This window comes from Streptomyces sp. NBC_00005, from assembly GCF_045160215.1.
Taxonomy (GTDB): domain Bacteria; phylum Actinomycetota; class Actinomycetes; order Streptomycetales; family Streptomycetaceae; genus Streptomyces.
The window spans coordinates 2,224,767-2,240,738 of the sequence record NZ_CP108316.1 but is presented as its reverse complement, the minus strand read 5'-3'; the positions used below and the strand labels follow the sequence as shown (position 1 = coordinate 2,240,738).

Here is a 15,972-nt window from a genome sequence, read left to right as displayed (position 1 = left end):
GCATGCGGTGGAGACATGTGCGAGGTGCTGCTGAAGCTACTACCAGCAGGGACACCCTCAGAGGTCGTCGTCCTCCGCGAGCACCCGCTGGGCGGCCGCGAACGCCGAGTTCGCCGCCGGGACCCCGCAGTACACGGCCGTCTGCAGCAGCACCGCGCCGATCTCCTCGGGCGTGAGCCCGTTGCGCCGCGCCGCCCGCACGTGCATGGCCAGCTCGTCGTAGTGCCCGTGCGCGACGAGCGCCGTCAGCGTGATCATGCTGCGTTCACGGCGGCTGAGCGTCGGGTCGGTCCAGATCTCGCCCCAGGCGTAGCGCGAGATGAAGTCCTGGAAGCGGGCGGTGAAAGGCGTCTGCCGGGACTGCGCCCGGTCGACGTGCGCGTCGCCCAGCACCTCGCGCCGCACCTCCATGCCGCGCCTGGCACCCCCGCCGAGGTGCGCGCGGAGGGCTGTCAGCACGGCCTCCGGGCACTGCGCGGGCGCGAGGTGCGCGGCCCCCGGGAGCTCCACGAGCGCGGCGCCCGGCACTGCGTCCGCGATCTCCCGCAGATGCGGCGGCGGAGTCGCCTTGTCCTCGCGCCCGGCGATCAGCAGCGTGGGCGCGGAGATCTCCGGGAGCCGGTCGCGCAGGTCGAAGGCGGCCAGCGCGTCGCAGCAGGCGGCGTACGCCTCGGGGTCGGCGTCCCGTTGGTCCCGCACCAGCTCCGGCACGGTGAACCCGGGCGTGAACCACCGGGCGTCGGCACTCTCCACGAGCGGGCCCGTCCCCTCGCGCCGTACCAGCTCGGCCCGCTCCTCCCACGGCTTCGAGCCGTTGAAGTGCGCCGACGAGCAGATCGCGGCCAGCGACGACACGCGCTCCGGGTGGTGCACGGCGAGATGCAGACCGACCCCGCCGCCGAGCGACACCCCCGCGTAGGCGAACCGCTCGATACCGAGCGAGTCGGCGAGCGCGAGCACCAGGCCGGCCAGGTCACCCATGGTCGCGCCCGCACCGATCAGGCCGGGTGCCGACCCGCCGTGCCCCGGCAGGTCCCAGCGCACTACGCGATGGGTGATGGACAGCTCGGGCGCCACCTTGTCCCACAGGGCGTACGAGGTCCCGAGCGAGGGCCCGAGCAGCAGCGGGGGAGCCGAAGTAGGCCCCTCGGCACGGTGGTTGAGGAGTTTCTCGGTCAACGTCGCTCCAGTGCACGGTCGGTGAGGACTCCGGCGGAGCCGGTGTAACGGGCGGGATCGGTGACCTCGGCGAGGTCCACGTCCTTCAACTCGGGCTCCTCAGCGAGCAGTTCGGCCAGCGGGCGGCCCTCGGTGTAGGTGCGCCTGGCGAGGTCGGTGAGCAGGGCCTTGGCGCGGGCGCGGCCGAGTACGGGGGCGAGTTCGGCGGACAGCCGCTCCGAGACGATCAACCCGTGGGTGAGGCCGAGGTGTTCACACATGACGTCTGCGTGCACGCGCAGCCCTTCGGCCAGTTCGGCCGCGTCGCGGGCGGCACCGCCCACCAGCCGCAGCAGATCCCTGAGCGGCTCCCACTCGGCGTGCCAGGCCCCGGCCGGTCGCTCGTCCTCGGCGACCAGCGACCCGTACAGCGTGGCCGCGAGCTGCGGAGCCCGCCGGGCCGCGGCCGCGATCAGCGTGGACCGCACGGGGTTCGCCTTGTGCGGCATGGCCGACGAACCGCCGCCCCCGCCCTCCGCGACTTCGGCGATCTCGGTACGGCCGAGCACCAGCACGTCCGCGGCCACCTTGCCCAGCGCCCCGGCCGCGAAGGCCAGGCACCCCGCGAGATCGGCGATCGGCGTACGCAGGGTGTGCCAGGGGAGAAGGGGCTCCCGCAGCCCGAGTTCACGGGCGAAGGTCGCCGTCAGGGCCTGGGTGTCCCGGGCTCCGTACGCGGTGAAAGCCGCCAAGGTCCCCGCCGCGCCCCCGAGTTGGGCCGGCAGCGAGTCCCGTACGGCCTTGATCCGGTCCCGTGCGTCGAGAGTGAGCGACCGCCAACCGACCGCCTTCAGCCCGAACGTCGTCGGGACGGCGTGCTGGGTGAGCGTCCGTCCGGGCATCGCGGTGTCGCGGTGGTCGGCGGCCAGCCGGGCCAGGGCGCGTCCGGTGCGATCCAGGTCGGCGAGGACGAGGTCCAGGGTGCGCACGGCGACCAGCATCGTCGCCGTGTCCATGATGTCCTGGCTGGTCGCGCCCCGGTGGACGTACGGCCCGTGCTCCTCACCGACCGCCTCCGTCAGATCGGCGACCAGGGGGATGACCGGGTTGCCGCCCCCGCGGGCACGCTCGGCGAGGGAGCGTACGTCGAAACGGTCGGCGTCCGCCGCCTCGGTCACCGCGGATGCCGCCTCGGCAGGGGCGAGGCCCAGGGAGGCCTGGGCCCGGGTGAGGGCGGCCTCCGCGTCGAGCAGGGCCTGCAGGCAGGCCACATCCCCCGTCGCGGAGGCGGCGGGGGAGCCTGCCCACCCGGGGGCGAGCAGGCCGGTGTCGTCGGAACCGACAGAAGTCACTGGAACTCCAGGAAGACCGTCTCGCCTTCGCCTTGAAGGCGGATGTCGAAACGGTATGTGCCCTTGCCGTCGTCCGCGGCGATCAGCGTGCCGCGCCGCTCCGAGTCCACCTGCGCGAGCAGCGGGTCGGCGGAGAGCGCCGCCTCGTCGCCCGGCAGATAGATCCGCGTGAACAGGTGCACCAGCAGTCCGCGCGCGAAGACGCACACGCTGAGGTACGGCGCGCTGCGCCCGCGGGCGCCGGGCCGCAGTGTCCGCGCGTACCAGTGGCCGTTGGCGTCCGTCTGGATGCGCCCCCAGCCGGTGAACTCCACGCCGTTGCGGCCCAGATAGCCGCCGCTCGCGGGGTCGCGCCGGATCGAGCCGTCCACCTGCGGGAGGTTGCCGTCGGGGTCGGCGCCCCACAGCTCCACGAAGGCGTCCGGCAGCGGGTTGCCCTCGCCGTCGTACACATATCCCTGGACGGTGATCGTGTCCGGGTGGCCGAGCGGGGCGATGTCGCCGCCGCCGGGGAACGGCAGGGCGTGGCCGTAGAAGGGGCCGACCGTGTGCGACGGCGTCGGGAGCACCGTCTCAGGACGGCTCGTGTCGATCTTCGTCATGGCAGGTCAGCGCCCTTCTTCGATCCAGGTGGCCGTCGGCCCGTCGAGCACGATGTCCCAGTGGTAGCCCATCGAGAACTCCGGAACAGACAGACCGTGGTCGTACGTCGCGACCAGCCGCTGCCGGGCCGCGTCGTCCGTCACCGACTGGATGATCGGGTCGTACGGGAACAACGGGTCGCTCGGGAAGTACATCTGCGTCACGAGCCGCTGCGTGAACGCCGACCCGAAGAGCGAGAAGTGGATGTGGGCCGGCCGCCAGGCGTTGAGGTGCTGACGCCACGGGTAGGGGCCCGGCTGCACGGTGGTGAAGTGGTAGTGCCCGTCGTCGTCGGTCAGCGTGCGGCCGACGCCCGTGAAGTTCGGGTCCAGCGGGGCGTCGTGCTGCTCACGCTGGTGCGCGTAGCGGCCCGCCGAGTTCGCCTGCCAGATCTCGACCAACTGGCCGCGGATCGGGCGGCCGCCCCGGTCGAGGAGCCGGCCGGAGACGGTGATGCGCTCACCGATCGGCTCGCCGGTGTGCTGCCGGGTGAGGTCGTTGTCGATCTCGGTGATGTCCCGCTCGCCGAAGGCGGGGGAGGACAGCTCCACCAGCTCCGGGTCCTTGCTGACGTCGATGGCGACCGGCGGCTGCTTGGGGTGGCGCAGGACGGAGGAGCGGTACGGCGCGTAGTCGCGGCGCGGCTGGTGCTCGACGGGCGCGCCGTCGGCGATCCGCTTCTCGTACGCGGCGTGCTCGGCCGCGATCTCCTGGTCGATGTCGTGCTGCGTGAGAGTCATGGGGGTTCCTCGGGGGTTCCTTAACGTTCGAGGACGAGGGCGAGGCCCTGGCCGACGCCGATGCAGAGGGTGGCGACGCCGATGCCGGAGCCCTTGGCGGCGAGTTGGTGGGCGACGGTGCCGGCGAGGCGGGCACCGGACGCGCCGAGCGGGTGCCCCAGGGCGATGGCGCCGCCCTGCGGGTTGAGGACGGCGGGATCGAACTCGGGCCATTCGGCGACGCATCCGAGCACCTGGGCGGCGAACGCCTCGTTCAGTTCCAGCACTGACAGGTCGTCAAAACCCTTGCCCGCCTTGGCGAGTGCGCGGTTGACGGCCTCCACCGGGGCCAGCCCGAAGTACTGCGGGTCGATCGCGGAGACGCCGGTCGCCGAGACACGGGCGAGGGGTTCGCGCCCGGTGGCGGCCAGGCCCTCCTCGTCGACCAGGAGCAGGGCGGCGGCGCCGTCGTTCAGCGGCGAGGCGTTCCCGGCCGTCACCGTGCCGTTCTCGGTGCGGAAGGATGGCTTGAGCCTGGCCATCGCCGCCAGGGAGGCATCCGCCCGTACGGACTCGTCGGCGGCGAAGACGACCGGGTCGCCCTTGCGCTGCGGAATGGACACCGGCGCCAACTCGGCATCGAACAAGCCCTGTTGCTGTGCGGCCGCCGCCTTCTGGTGACTGTTCAGCGCGAACTCGTCCTGCTGCTCGCGGCTGATCTTGTGCTTGTCGGCGATGAGTTCGGCCGACTCGCCCAGCGGGATCGTCCACTGCGGGTCCATCTTCGGGTTGACCATGCGCCAGCCCAGGGTGGTCGAGTACAGCTCGGTGTGCGCGGCCGGGAAGGGCCGGTCGTTCTTGGGCAGCACGTACGGCGCCCGGGTCATCGACTCCACTCCACCGGCTACGGCGATGGAGGCGTCGCCGACGGCGATGGCGCGGGCGGCCTGGATGACCGCTTCGAGGCCGGAGGCGCACAGCCGGTTGACCGTCACCCCGGGCACGGATGTGGGCAGGCCGGCCAGCAGGGCGGCCATCCGGCCGACATTGCGGTTCTCCTCGCCGGCCCCGTTCGCGTTGCCGAAGTACACGTCCTCGATCCGCGACGGGTCCAACTCCGGGGTGCGGGCGAGGAGTTCACGGAGGGCGTGGGCGGCCAGGTCGTCGGGGCGCACCGATGCGAGGCCGCCGTTGTAGCGGCCGACCGGGGTGCGCACCGCGTCGACGATGTACACGGTGTTCACAGCACGTTCTCCCCGATGGTCATGGCGGTGTCGGTCCTGGTGACGACGTCTTCGACGCTCACCCCGGGCGCGGTCTCCACCAGGACGAGCCCGTTGTCGGTGACGTCCAGGACGCCCAGGTCGGTGATGATCCGGTTCACGCACGCCTTGCCGGTCAGCGGCAGCACGCACTCCTCGAGGATCTTCGGGCTGCCGTCCTTGGCGGTGTGGGTCATCACCACGATGACCGTGCGGGCACCGTGGACCAGGTCCATCGCCCCGCCGATCCCGGTGATCAGCTTGCCGGGGACGGCCCAGTTCGCCAGGTCTCCGCCGGCGGACACCTGCATGGCGCCGAGCACCGCGACGTCGATGTGCCCGCCGCGGATCATCGAGAACGACAGCGCCGAGTCGAAGAAGGAGGCGCCGGGCAGGACCGTGACGGTCTCCTTCCCGGCGTTGATCAGGTCGGGGTCGACCTCGTCCTCGGTCGGATAGGGCCCGGTGCCCAGGATCCCGTTCTCGGATTCCAGGATCACCTCGACGCCCGGCGGAAGGTAGTTGGGGATCAGGGTGGGCAGGCCGATGCCGAGGTTGACGTACTGCCCGTCCTCAAGCTCGCGCGCCGCCCGGGCGGCCATCTGCTCGCGTGTCCAGGCCATCAGCTGCTCACCGTCCGCTGCTCGATCTTCTTGTCCGTCGCCTGCTCCGGGCTCAGTGCCACCACCCGCTGCACGAAGATGCCGGGCAGGTGCACGGCGTCCGGGTCGATCTCGCCGGGCTCGACGAGTTCCTCGACCTCGGCGATCGTGATCCGCCCGGCCATCGCGGCGAGGGGGTTGAAGTTGCGGGTGGACTTGTTGAACACCAGGTTCCCGTGCCGGTCGCCCTTGGCGGCCCGGACCAGGGCGAAGTCGGTGCGGATGCCGCGCTCCAGCACGTACTCGGTGCCGTCGAACTCGCGGACCTCCTTGGGCGGTGAGGCCAGGGCGACGCCGCCGTCCCCGTCGTAGCGCCAGGGCAGTCCGCCGTCGGCGACCTGCGTGCCCACCCCGGCGGGGGTGAAGAAGGCGGGGATACCGGCCCCGCCGGCCCGCAGCCGCTCCGCCAGAGTGCCCTGCGGGATCAGCTCCACCTCCAGCTCCCCGGCCAGGTACTGCCGGGCGAACTCCTTGTTCGCGCCGATGTAGGAGCCGGTCACCCGGGCGATCCGCCCGGCCGCCAGCAGCACCGCGAGACCGGTCTCCATCGCCCCGCAGTTGTTGGAGACGACCGACAGCCCGCCGACACCACGCTCGTACAGCGCCCCGATCAGCACGTTCGGCACACCGCTCAGCCCGAAACCGCCCACCGCCAGCGACGCGCCGTCCGGCACATCGGCCACCGCCTCAGCGGCTGTGGCGACCACCTTGTCCATCCGCGAAGCCCCATCCCGTCCGAGCGCCCGGTCACGATTTAATCAGGGCACTGAGTATTTCGGTGAAGTTTCCTTCACGCTGTCACTGTCGCGGCGCAGCGTCAAGACCCCGGAGAAGTACAAGGTCAAAGGTGTGTGCAGCTGTACAGACAGTCGACGGGCCGCCGGGTATCGTTCAGTGCACCAACGAATTCGACCTCGGGAGCGCACATGGCCGCGGTGGACCTCACCACCCACCCCGGGCACCTGGCCCGGCGGCTGCAGCAGGCCCACTACCTGCTGTGGAACGCGATGGTCTCGGAGGAGATCACCTCGCCGCAGTTCGCGGTCCTCAACGCGCTCGTCGCCGAGCCCGGCCTGGACCAGCGCACGGTGGGGGAGCGGGTGGGGCTCGACCGGTCCACCATCGCCGAGGTGATCAGCCGGCTCGGCCGCCGCGGGCTGCTCGACAAGGTGCGCGACCCGCAGGACGGCCGCCGTTTCCTGCTGCGCCTCACCGACGAGGGCGTGCGGACCCACCGCAAGCTGACCGTGCGCACGGCCCGGATGAACCAGGTGTTCCTGGCGCCGCTGTCCGCCGAGGAGCAGACGGTGTTCTTCGATCTCATCCGGCGGGTCGCCGACGCCGCCGAGGGGCTCCGCAACCCGGCGGAACCCCTCGTGGCGCAGGGGTGAGCGCTCCGAGCTGATCACGGTGCCTTCGCCAGCACCACCCACACCTGGCCCTTCGCGAAGTTGACCGGCTTGCCGTCCTTCGTCGTGAACTCGGTGCCGTCCGTGGCTTTCCCGCGCTTCCAGTTGACGTCGTAGACCTTTCCGTCGCGCAGGACCCTCGCCGTCCCGGAGCCCACCGTCTCGGTGTACGGCGTGTTGTTGCCGAGGAAGTCGTGGAAGGCGGACTTGCGCACCTTCACGTACTGCACGACGACCGTCGCCGGTGTCACCCGCTTCCCCTCGGTCGTCACGGTGGGCGTTCCGTCCATCGCGACCAGGTAGCGGTGGAGGCTCGCGGACCAGGTGAAGGTGAAGCCGGCGGCCGGGTAGCGGATGGTGCGCGTGGTCTCCGCCCTGCCGCCGGCGGGTGCGGCGCCGAAGCGGAAACCGTTCGTCAGCGCGTCCGCGCCCGGGGCCGACGGCATCAGGCGGGCGGGGCGAAGGTAGAGGTTGTGGGGTGCGGGTTTGGCGGTGCCGCGGAAGTAGGCGTCGGTCGCCTTTCCGGGCGGCTCCGCGCGCAGCGGCGCGTCGTCGATGAGCGGCAGCAACTTGCCCTGCGCCCCGGAGAAGGCGAGCGTCGGATCGTGGAACTGGCGCAGCAGCTCGAGATCCGACTCGCGCGCGCTGCGCACCGGCCCGACGGCCTTCGGCAGCGTGCTCGCGTACACCGCCATCAGTCGGCTCAGCCCGCCCTCGACCTGTTCCGCGTACACGACGTCCGCCGAGTCGAGCCCCGTCTGCGGCCGGGCCGCGGGCGCGTTGTCGATCTTCACGGCGAGTACGGGGCCCTTGCCGACGGCGGGCTGCTGCTGCGGGGCCGGTGTCTTCAGCTGCCCGCGTCCGTCGTCCGCCGGGCCGCTCTGGCCCGTGCAGCCCGCGGCCAGTGCGGCCGTCATCGTGGCGGCCAGCAGCGCCACTGTCGTCGAGGCGCGTCGTGGGCGCGCCTTCCGTCCCATACTCACCGTGGCCATCACATCCCGTGTCAATGATTGTGCGCTTATAAGTTCATTGATGGCCATACCCGCTCGGTTCTGATTGCGCGCGTTGAATACGCCGATCGGCCTTGATCACGAATCGGCGCTGGGGCGCCCGGGTACCCGGACCCTGCCGTTCGACCCGACCTGCATCTGTGCTGATGACGCCCTGAGTCACGCGGGGGAGTGGAGGATCTCGCCCAGGTCGTAGCGCACCGGCTCCTCCAGCTGTGCGTAGGTGCAGCTTTCCGGGGTCCGGTCCGGGCGCCAGCGGCGGAAGCGGGCCGTGTGCCGGAAACGCGCCCCGTTCTCCATGTGGTCGTACGCCACCTCGGCCACTCTCTGCGGTCGGAGCGGGACCCAGGACAGGTCCTTCTTGCCCGACCAGCGGCTGGGGGCGCCGGGCAGTCGCGCCGTTTCATGCGCCGCCTCCTCGGACCAGGCCGCCCACGGATGACCCGAGACGTCCTCCATGCGCAGCGGTTCCAGCTCCTCCACCAGCTCCGCGCGCCGCTTCATCGGGAACGCGGCCGACACGCCCACGTGCTGCAGGGTGCCCCGGTCGTCGTACAGGCCGAGCAGCAGCGAGCCGACGATCGGGCCGCTCTTGTGGAGGCGGTAGCCGGCGACGACGACGTCCGCCGTGCGCTCGTGCTTGATCTTGAACATGGCGCGCTCGTTCTGGAGGTAGCGCAGGGTGAGCGGCTTGGCGATGACGCCGTCCAGGCCCGCTCCCTCGTACTGCTCGAACCAGCCCTGGGCCACGTCGATGTCGGTCGTCGACGGCGCGAGGTGGACCGGCGCGGTGACCTCGGCCAGCGCCCTGGCCAGCAGCGCCCGCCGGTCGGTCAGCTCCATGTCCAGCAGGGACTCGTCGGCGAGCGCGAGCAGGTCGAAGGCAACGAACGACGCCGGGGTCCTCTCGGCGAGCATCCGCACCCGGGAGTCCGCCGGGTGGATGCGCTCGGTGAGCGCGTCGAAGTCGAGCTGCCCCTCGCGCGCGATCACGATCTCGCCGTCCAGGACGCAGCGCTCGGGCACCCGTTCCCGCACCGCCGTCACCAGCTCGGGAAAGTACCTGGTGAGCGGCTTGCCGGTACGGCTGCCGAGCTCGACCTCGTCGCCGTCGCGGAACACGATCGCCCGGAACCCGTCCCACTTCGCCTCGTACTGCATGCCCGGCGGAATCCTCGCCACCGACTTGGCGAGCATCGGTTTCACGGGCGGCATCACCGGCAGGTCCATCCTCCGACTGTAGGAGCCGAACGTGGCCTGCGCCTGTTGAGCTCGCGCCCACAAAGTCCAGGTCAGGGGCGCGTGGCTGCCGTACGCGCGACTCGGCTGCTCCATCGCCCGTCCAGGAGGACGATGGAGTCGGACGACGGACTCGGACGACGGAGTCAGCCGTACGTTCGGCACGGGCAGGAGGCGTGAGATGGCGGGCGAACCGTCCTTCTTCGAACTCGGTGTGGCCGACCCCGAGCGCGGTCGCGCCTTCTACGGAGCCCTGTTCGGCTGGGACTTCGAACCCGGCCCCACGGGCCGCGGCTTCGCCCTCACCACCGAGGGCCTGCCGGGTGGCATGCACGGCGGTGACGCGGGGGCGTCGCCCTACCTCTTCTTCCGCGTCGACGACCTGGACGCCGCGGTCGCCAGGGTGCGGGAGTTGGGCGGCACCGTCGAAGAACTCGGCGAGGAGGGCGACGAGGACGAGGGGTCGGTCGCCCGGTTCGGTCGCTTCAAGCTGTGCCGCGACGACCAGGGCTCGGCCTTCGGGCTGCACCAGCGGCCCGCGGGACGGTGACGGCGGGCGGACACCATCGCCCGGTATGCGAGGTTTACGAGGTGTGCCTACCGTGGCCGCATGGGCGAAGCGGTGGAACTGGAAGCGGGCGGCCGCACCGTCCGGCTGTCCAGCCCGAGCAAGATGTTCTTCCCCGAGCGCGGTTTCACCAAGCTGGACCTCGCCCGGTACTACGTCGCGGTCGGCCCCGGCATCCTGCGCGCCCTGCGCGACCGGCCCACCACCCTGGAGCGCTATCCGGACGGGGTGACCGGCGAGAACTTCTTCCAGAAACGGGCGCCCAAGAACATGCCCGACTGGATCCCGACCGCTCACATCACCTTCCCCAGCGGACGCAGCGCCGACGAGATGTGCCCCACCGAGCAGGCCGCCGTGCTGTGGGCCGCGCAGTACGGCACCCTCACCTTCCACCCCTGGCCGGTGCGCCGCGACGACGTCGACCGCCCCGACGAACTGCGCATCGACCTCGACCCGCAGCCCGGCACCGACTTCGACGACGCGGTCCGCGCCGCCCACGAACTGCGCGCCGTCCTCGACGAGTTCGGCGGCCTGCGCGGCTTCCCCAAGACGTCCGGCGGCCGCGGCCTGCACGTCTTCGTGCCGATCGAGCCGCAGTGGACCTTCACCCAAGTACGGCGTGCGGCCATCGCGGTGGGCCGCGAGCTGGAACGGCGGATGCCCGAGCAGGTGACCATCAAGTGGTGGAAGGAGGAGCGGGGCGAACGCATCTTCGTCGACTACAACCAGACGGCCCGGGACCGCACCATCGCCTCCGCCTACTCCGTGCGACCGCGCCCGCACGCCCCTGTCTCGGCGCCCCTGCGCTGGGACGAGGTCGGGGTCGCCCACCCCCAGGACTTCGACATCGCGACCATGCCCGCGCGCTTCGCCGAACTCGGCGACGTGCACGCGGACATGGACGACCATCGCTTCTCGCTGGAGGCCCTGCTCGAACTGGCCCGTCGTGACGAGCACGACCACGGGCTGGGCGACCTGCCGTACCCGCCGGAGTACCCGAAGATGCCGGGCGAGCCGAAGCGGGTGCAGCCGAGCAGGGCGAAGAAGGAGGCGCCCCCGGCCAAGGCGCCTCCCGGGGACGCTACAACTCCTTGATCCTGATGTCCCGGTAGGAGACCACGTCCGTCGTGCTGTGCACCTGCAGCCCGATGTAGCCGGAGGAGAACCGCCGCCCGTCCGTGCCCGGGTCGTCCGAGCGCGGCGGGGAGAACTCCTGGCCGCCGATGTTGTCGAACTCGTTGATCAGCACGCCGTTGCGGTACACCGAGTAGTGCTGGTCGACCACGCGGATCTCGTAGTCGTTCCAGGTGCCCTTCTGGGTGACGCCGGCGCCGGCGAGCCCCACCCGGTCGAAGCCGTAGATCGAGCCCGTCTTGTACATGTCGCCGTCGGGCCGGTCGAGCACCTGCACCTCGTGCCCGTACTTGATGGCGACCCACTCCGGCCGTGACTCCTCCGGGTGGTCGTGGACCCAGGGGAAGCGCACGAACACGCCCGAGTTGGCGTTGCCGGTGCCGGGAGCGTCGTCACGCCACTGGAGGCGGAGCGAGAAGTCCCCGTACTTGCGCTGCGGGAACCACAGCATGCCCAGGCCGTCCTTCGTGGTGCCGCTGGTCATCGAGCCGTCGGCGTTGAGGCCGAACGAACCGCCGCCCACGTGCTGCCACTTGGCGAAGGAGTCCGCGGTCCCGTCGAAGATCCCGCGGTAGCCGTCGGTCTGACCGGGCTTGCCGATCCCGGACTGGCGGGCCGCCTTCTGAATGGCGTTGGATTCCCGCTGATCGACGACGTTCTCCTTGAAGAGCTTCTCCAGGACCGTCTTCACGTGCTTGAGGAACAGCGCGTGGGACGTCCACTCCTTCTCGTCCTCGATCAACTCGTTGATCCGGCACCGGTTGTTGGTGACCCGGTTCGGCACACCCGAGTCGACCGCGCCGACGATGACCGTCAACCGCTCGTCGTATTCGGGGCAGTTGGGCGCGGGCACCCCGCCACCGGGCACGACCGTGAAGCTGACGGTGCGCGACGCGGACGTGTTGCCGGCCTTGTCGCTCGCCCGGTACGCCACGGTGTGGGCACCGGCGCGGTCGACGGTCACGGGGGCGGTGTACGCGATGTAGGGCCCGGCGTCGAGGGAGTACTCGATCCGGTCGACACCCGAACCACCGTCGTCCGTGGCGCTCACGGTCACCTTGGCGTTGCCCACGTACGCCCCGTCGGAGTTCCGTGTCCCGTCGACGCTCACGCCCGTCACCGGCGGCGTGGTGTCCTGCGCGGGCGGCGCGACCACCGTGAACTCCACGCTCTTCTCCGCCGATACGTTGCCCGCCTTGTCGGTGGCCCGGTAGCGCACGGCGTGACTGCCGAGCTGATGCACCATCACGGGGGCGGTGTAGGGCTGCCAGGCACCGGAGTCGACCGCGTACTCGATCGTGTTGACCCCGGACCCGGTGTCCGAGGCGGAGACGGTGACCGTGGCCATGTCGAGATAGGCCCCGTCGGCGTTCCGCTCACCGCTGACCGTCGCCGAGGTGTCCGGCGCGGTCGTGTCGTCCGACGGAGGCGCCACGACCGTGAACTCGACGCTCTTCTCGGCGGATACGTTGCCCGCCTTGTCGGTGGCCCGATAGCGGACCTTGTGACTGCCGACCTGATCGACCACGACGGGTGCGGTGTACGGCTGCCAGGCGCCGTCGTCACCCATCGCGTACTCGACGCGGTCGACGCCGGAGCCGCCCGTGTCGGTCGCGCCGACCGCGACGCTTGCCGAACCGACGTACTGGCCCTGCGAGTTCTGTGTCCCGGTCACGGCCGCCGACGTCTCGGGCGCGGTCGTGTCCTCGCCACCGCCCTCGGTCACCACCAGGATGCCCTGCATCTGCCCGTGACCGGGGATCGTGCAGTGGTAGAAGTAGCGGCCCGGAGTGAGCGTGACCTCGGCGGTGTGGCGGCCGCCCTGGTCGTCGTTCGGGTTGGCGAGGATGTTCAGCTGGACGTCGTTGTTGTACTCGGGATCCGACGTGTCGAACGTCAACGTGTGCGGCATTCCCGTGGTGTTGCCCGTCGCCGCGCTGTTCTCGAAGACGATCGTCGTCGTGCCCGCCACCGCCGTCACGGGCGCCGACATGTACTTGGTGATGTCGTCACCCGCCGTCCAGTTGAGCACCTGAGCGGCGGCGGCAGCCGTCCGTTCGGGCTGCGCGCCGGCGTTCGTCTGCAGCCCCAGCATCATCAGTACGGTGGCCAACAGGGCTGTCAGGAGTCTTCGTTGCCGCATCACTGCCCTCCCCTCGCCAACTGGCCGACGGCCGGCGTCGGCCCGCCGCCCGTGTAAGTGACCCTCCACAGCGCCGACTTGGCGTCCGAGGTGAAGAAGCCGCGGCCGTAGTCGAGGACGTACAACGCCCCGTCCGGGCCGAACTTCCAGTCCATGAGGTTCTTGATGCCGTCGTTGCCGATCGGAACGATCTTCTTCAGGGACTCGGAGTGCACCGGCAGACCGCCGTCTCCTTGTGTCTTCGGGTCGGTGAGTACGGCGTTGCGCGGCTGGTCGGCGTCGTAGAAGTCGCCGACGAACCACTTGCCGTCCCAGTACGAGGGCCACTTGGTCTCGCTGGTGTTCGCCGCGTCGTAGCGGTAGACCGGCCCGTTCATCGCCGCCTGGCCGCCGCCCTTGAGCCACGGCAGCAGATAGGTGGCCTCCTCCTGCTTGTACGAGGGGATGCCGCTCGCGTCGCGCGGGTAGTCCGGGGCGCCGCCCTGGGGCGAGTACCAGATGTTGTTGCCGGTGACCGGCGGGAGGTTGACGAGGCCGTCGTTGTTCGGCGACTCGTTCTTCGGGTGGTCGCAGTCGTACCAGCCCAGCGGCTTCGTCGGGTCCGGCAGGTTGCGGTCCCGGTAGGGCTGCTTGTTGCCCATGCAGTACGGCCAACCCCGGTTGCTCGCCTTGGTGATGACGGCGAACGTGTCGTACTTGGCCGGCCCCCAGGTCGTCGACGGCGCGCTCGCGTCCGGGCCGACCCAGCCCGCGTACAGGACGTCGGTCTTCTTGTCGACGAAGATGCGGGCGGGGTTCCTGACCCCCATCGCGTAGATCTCGCCGCGCGTCTTGCCGCCGCCCTCGTCGGTCTCCCTGCCGGTGAAGAGGTTTCCGTCCGGGAGCGTGTACGTCCCGTCGAGCTCCGGGTGGATGCGCAGGATCTTGCCGTTGAGGTTGTGGGTGTTGCCGGCGGTGCGGCGTGCGTCGGCGAAGGACACGCCCTTGTAGGTGGGCTGCGGGTTGTTGCCGGAGTAACCGTCGCTGAAACCGCTGGAGTTGTTGTCGCCGGTCGCGATGTACAGGTTGCCCTTGGAGTCCCAGGTCATCCCGCCGCCCGCGTGACAGCAACTGTGCACCTGCACCGGCCACTTGAGCAGCACCTTCTCACTGCTCAGGTCCAGCTTGTTCGTCGCGAGGTCGAGCGTGAAGCGGGAGACGCGCCGCTCGGCCATCTGCGTGTCGCGGTTGAGCTGGGAGTGGGGCGTGTAGTGCAGATACACCCAGCCGTTCTGCTCGAAGGCCGGGTCGAGCTCGATACCGAGCAGACCCTCCTCCACCTTGGTCAGCTCGTCGCCGCCGCCCTTGTTGCCGAAGACGGTCAACTCGCCTGCCAGGGTGACCTTCTTGGTCTTCGGGTCGTAGACGTGGATCTGCCCCTTGCCCTTGCCGACGTCCGGGTTGGCCCAGTCGGTGATCACGGGCCGGGAGGAGTCGGCGCCGCCGCGCCCGATGTAGAGGACGCGTCCGTCGGGCGCGGTGACCAGGCCGTGCGGCTCGCCGATCTGGTCGTTCTGGCCGGCCTGGTTGGGCTGGGTCAGGCGCTCCGCCTTGTAGTTGGCGTTGATCGTGGCCTTGCAGTCGGCCTGCACCAACCGGGTCGTCCACAGCAGCGCACCGCGCAGATGGTCACGGAAGTCCGTCTCGTCGTACGACGAGACCGTGCCGCCCATGCCCGTGTAGAAGGAACGCCCGCCGTCGTAGTCGCGGCACCAACTCACCGGATGGTCCCAGCCGTTGGCGCTCGTACCCGGCTTGTACGTCGACTCGCGCACCCGCGCGACGGTGTGCACGTCGCCGGACGGGTTCCTCACCCAGTTCGGCCACAGGTCGGGGCGCTTCCACTGCAGCGGCAGGTCCTTGGTTGCCGGATGCTGCCGATCACCGACCTCAACCACCGCGCGCTGCACGGCCGTTGGGCTGGAGGCGGCGGGCCGTGCGCCGACCAGACCGGTGAACCAGTCCGAGTACGGCTCCGCGCGCGCCGCGTCATGGATGCCGACGAACCCGCCGCCCGCCTCCATGTACGCCTCGAGCCCCGCCTCCTGCTCCGGCTCGAGGATGTCGCCACCGCCGGTCAGGAACACGATCGCGTTGTAACGGCCCAGCCTGGTCTCGTTGGTGAAGACCGAGCCGTCGTCGGTCGCCTCGACCTTGAACCGCTGGTTCGCGGGCCCCGACAGACCGATCTTCTCGATCGCCTCGATACCCGCGTTCACGACCGGCGACTCGTCCCCGGCCGCCGCGGAACCGTAGAAGATCAGCACCCGTACATTCGCGCCGCCCGGTGGCGACTTGACAGACATCGTTGTCGAAGACGGCTCGGGGGCCGGGCGCGCGTTCGCGACAGGGCCCGACAGCAACCCGGCACCGAGAACCCCCGCCGTCACGGTGGCCGCCCAGGCCCGTCTTCTTCTGTTTCTCGCGCTTCCTGTGCTCAACCCTCGTAAGTGCATGGGCACCTCCTCGGTCACAGCAACAACGCCAAGGAAGCTAGACCCCTTTGAGTAACTCGCCAATACCTATGACCGCGATGGAACGAACTTTGTCCTGAGTGTGGATAAACGGCTCGGCGACCGGTACCGTCTCACAGGTTCATCACAGGTACGTCTCCGCAAATCCCGTAACGACGTGG

14 protein-coding genes are annotated in these 15,972 nt (G+C 70.4%); 3 read left to right on the top strand and 11 right to left on the bottom strand.

Going from position 1 to position 15,972, the window contains the following annotated elements; translation table 11 throughout:
• Positions 1–57: 57 nt before the first annotated feature.
• The 7 genes from pcaD to OG303_RS10720 are packed head-to-tail and all read right to left on the bottom strand — an operon-like array spanning position 58 to position 6,511.
• Positions 58–1,179 carry a 3-oxoadipate enol-lactonase gene (gene pcaD / locus OG303_RS10750; protein ID WP_405867244.1) on the bottom strand — a complete coding sequence of 374 codons (1,122 nt, stop codon included), beginning with the start codon at positions 1,177–1,179 and terminating at the stop codon, positions 58–60.
• Positions 1,176–2,510 (bottom strand): 3-carboxy-cis,cis-muconate cycloisomerase, encoded by a 1,335-nt coding sequence (gene pcaB / locus OG303_RS10745; protein ID WP_405867242.1) that lies wholly within the window; start codon positions 2,508–2,510, stop codon positions 1,176–1,178. The genes pcaD and pcaB overlap by 4 nt, the downstream gene beginning before the upstream one ends.
• The gene (pcaG, locus tag OG303_RS10740; protein ID WP_405867240.1) at positions 2,507–3,112 is read right to left on the bottom strand and encodes a protocatechuate 3,4-dioxygenase subunit alpha; all 606 of its coding nucleotides are present in this window, start codon (positions 3,110–3,112) and stop codon (positions 2,507–2,509) included. The genes pcaB and pcaG overlap by 4 nt, the downstream gene beginning before the upstream one ends.
• Before the next feature lie 6 nt (positions 3,113–3,118).
• Positions 3,119–3,892, bottom strand: coding sequence for a protocatechuate 3,4-dioxygenase subunit beta (gene pcaH / locus OG303_RS10735; RefSeq protein WP_405867238.1), 774 nt, complete (start codon positions 3,890–3,892; stop codon positions 3,119–3,121).
• A gap of 20 nt (positions 3,893–3,912) precedes the next feature.
• Positions 3,913–5,115, bottom strand: a complete 1,203-nt coding sequence (locus OG303_RS10730; protein WP_405867236.1) for a thiolase family protein — start codon at positions 5,113–5,115, stop codon at positions 3,913–3,915.
• Positions 5,112–5,756, bottom strand: coding sequence for a CoA transferase subunit B (locus OG303_RS10725; protein ID WP_405867235.1), 645 nt, complete (start codon positions 5,754–5,756; stop codon positions 5,112–5,114). Before OG303_RS10725 ends, OG303_RS10730 begins: the two co-directional genes overlap by 4 nt.
• Positions 5,756–6,511, bottom strand: coding sequence for a CoA transferase subunit A (locus tag OG303_RS10720; protein ID WP_405867233.1), 756 nt, complete (start codon positions 6,509–6,511; stop codon positions 5,756–5,758). Before OG303_RS10720 ends, OG303_RS10725 begins: the two co-directional genes overlap by 1 nt.
• A gap of 210 nt (positions 6,512–6,721) precedes the next feature.
• On the opposite strand from OG303_RS10720, the gene OG303_RS10715 reads away from it, so the two are divergent.
• On the top strand, positions 6,722–7,186 hold the full coding sequence (locus tag OG303_RS10715; RefSeq protein WP_405867231.1) for a MarR family winged helix-turn-helix transcriptional regulator: 465 nt from the start codon (positions 6,722–6,724) through the stop codon (positions 7,184–7,186).
• 14 nt (positions 7,187–7,200) lie between these two features.
• Here OG303_RS10715 and OG303_RS10710 read toward each other — a convergent pair whose 3' ends face one another.
• Both OG303_RS10710 and OG303_RS10705 read right to left on the bottom strand, forming a co-directional pair.
• The gene (locus tag OG303_RS10710; RefSeq protein WP_405877175.1) at positions 7,201–8,181 is read right to left on the bottom strand and encodes a DUF3048 domain-containing protein; all 981 of its coding nucleotides are present in this window, start codon (positions 8,179–8,181) and stop codon (positions 7,201–7,203) included.
• Positions 8,182–8,373: 192 nt separating this feature from the next.
• Complete coding sequence (locus tag OG303_RS10705) at positions 8,374–9,444, bottom strand: ATP-dependent DNA ligase (RefSeq protein WP_405867229.1); 1,071 nt, start codon at positions 9,442–9,444, stop codon at positions 8,374–8,376.
• A 190-nt stretch (positions 9,445–9,634) separates the two neighbouring features.
• Between OG303_RS10705 and OG303_RS10700 the strand changes: the two genes are divergently transcribed.
• Positions 9,635–10,003, top strand: a complete 369-nt coding sequence (locus OG303_RS10700) for a VOC family protein (RefSeq protein WP_405867227.1) — start codon at positions 9,635–9,637, stop codon at positions 10,001–10,003.
• Positions 10,004–10,063: 60 nt separating this feature from the next.
• Positions 10,064–11,116: a non-homologous end-joining DNA ligase gene (gene ligD / locus OG303_RS10695; RefSeq protein ID WP_405867225.1), complete on the top strand. Its 1,053-nt coding sequence runs from the start codon at positions 10,064–10,066 to the stop codon at positions 11,114–11,116.
• Here the strand turns inward: ligD and OG303_RS10690 are convergent.
• A complete protein-coding gene (locus OG303_RS10690) occupies positions 11,103–13,298 on the bottom strand; it encodes an OmpL47-type beta-barrel domain-containing protein (RefSeq protein ID WP_405867224.1) in 2,196 nt (731 codons plus the stop codon). The genes ligD and OG303_RS10690 overlap by 14 nt on opposite strands.
• Positions 13,298–15,793: a ThuA domain-containing protein gene (locus tag OG303_RS10685; RefSeq protein ID WP_405867222.1), complete on the bottom strand. Its 2,496-nt coding sequence runs from the start codon at positions 15,791–15,793 to the stop codon at positions 13,298–13,300. Before OG303_RS10685 ends, OG303_RS10690 begins: the two co-directional genes overlap by 1 nt.
• Positions 15,794–15,972: the final 179 nt, after the last annotated feature.

Excerpts from the sequence above, each read along its gene's own strand:
- pcaG (WP_405867240.1), bottom strand. The coding sequence starts at position 3,112 with ATGACGAAGATCGACACGAGCCGTCCTGAGACGGTGCTCCCGACGCCG.
- pcaH (WP_405867238.1), bottom strand. The coding sequence starts at position 3,892 with ATGACTCTCACGCAGCACGACATCGACCAGGAGATCGCGGCCGAGCAC.
- OG303_RS10725 (WP_405867235.1), bottom strand. The coding sequence starts at position 5,756 with ATGGCCTGGACACGCGAGCAGATGGCCGCCCGGGCGGCGCGCGAGCTT.
- OG303_RS10720 (WP_405867233.1), bottom strand. The coding sequence starts at position 6,511 with ATGGACAAGGTGGTCGCCACAGCCGCTGAGGCGGTGGCCGATGTGCCG.
- OG303_RS10715 (WP_405867231.1), top strand. The coding sequence starts at position 6,722 with ATGGCCGCGGTGGACCTCACCACCCACCCCGGGCACCTGGCCCGGCGG.
- OG303_RS10710 (WP_405877175.1), bottom strand. The coding sequence starts at position 8,181 with ATGGGACGGAAGGCGCGCCCACGACGCGCCTCGACGACAGTGGCGCTG.
- OG303_RS10705 (WP_405867229.1), bottom strand. The coding sequence starts at position 9,444 with ATGGACCTGCCGGTGATGCCGCCCGTGAAACCGATGCTCGCCAAGTCG.
- OG303_RS10700 (WP_405867227.1), top strand. The coding sequence starts at position 9,635 with ATGGCGGGCGAACCGTCCTTCTTCGAACTCGGTGTGGCCGACCCCGAG.
- ligD (WP_405867225.1), top strand. The coding sequence starts at position 10,064 with ATGGGCGAAGCGGTGGAACTGGAAGCGGGCGGCCGCACCGTCCGGCTG.
- OG303_RS10690 (WP_405867224.1), bottom strand. The coding sequence starts at position 13,298 with ATGCGGCAACGAAGACTCCTGACAGCCCTGTTGGCCACCGTACTGATG.
- OG303_RS10685 (WP_405867222.1), bottom strand. The coding sequence starts at position 15,793 with ATGCACTTACGAGGGTTGAGCACAGGAAGCGCGAGAAACAGAAGAAGA.